The 516-nt window shown below is 70.2% G+C and carries 2 protein-coding genes; one reads left to right on the top strand and one right to left on the bottom strand.

Features of this window, described 5'->3' with window-relative positions; translation table 11 throughout:
- Window positions 1–259, bottom strand: a 259-nt coding sequence (locus CXR02_RS22000) for a zinc-dependent metalloprotease (RefSeq protein WP_181037340.1), incomplete at its 3' end; no start/stop codon positions are given.
- 29 nt (window positions 260–288) lie between these two features.
- On the opposite strand from CXR02_RS22000, the gene CXR02_RS22735 reads away from it, so the two are divergent.
- Window positions 289–516 (top strand): hypothetical protein (locus tag CXR02_RS22735; RefSeq protein ID WP_219816481.1); only part of this gene is annotated, 228 nt, incomplete at its 3' end.

A 516-nucleotide genomic window follows, 5' to 3' on the forward strand; every position in this document is an offset into this window, starting at 1 on the left:
TGGCCCTGGCCCAGGAAGCCCGGTCCACCACGAGCACCGCGGAATCGCGGAGGTCCCGGGCAGCCTCGAGGCCGGTGATGTGGTGGACATGGGGCACGGAGATATCCGCCAGGCGCCGCAGGTTTTCAACGGCGGCGCCGATCTCGGCGGGCGTGAGGACAGGCCCGGGAGGCGCCAGCCGGGCGGCCGTGGAAGCGGCAAGCTCCCAGTTGATAACGGGCGGCGCTTGGGCAGATGTCTCGGCGGCAGAGGACTCCATAAGCTCCATCAGATCACAGCAGCCCAGGGTTGTGCCTTAAATTCGCCGGGCGGCGAACGGCTGACGGCGGCGGGCTCATCGCCGTCGTCCGGGCCTTCGACTGCTCCGTAACTGCCGTTTTGGGGGCCCATAAGGGCGTTTACGGAGCAGTCGACGGCCCGACGTCGGACGCGGTCCCCTCAGCGGCAGCCGCAGCCGGCAAGGACGGATGCGGTGCGGTCCAGCGCGGTCTTGTTGGCGGCGCCCGGCGTCAGGCC

Source organism: Arthrobacter sp. 4R501, assembly GCF_002929755.1.
GTDB lineage: Bacteria > Actinomycetota > Actinomycetes > Actinomycetales > Micrococcaceae > Arthrobacter.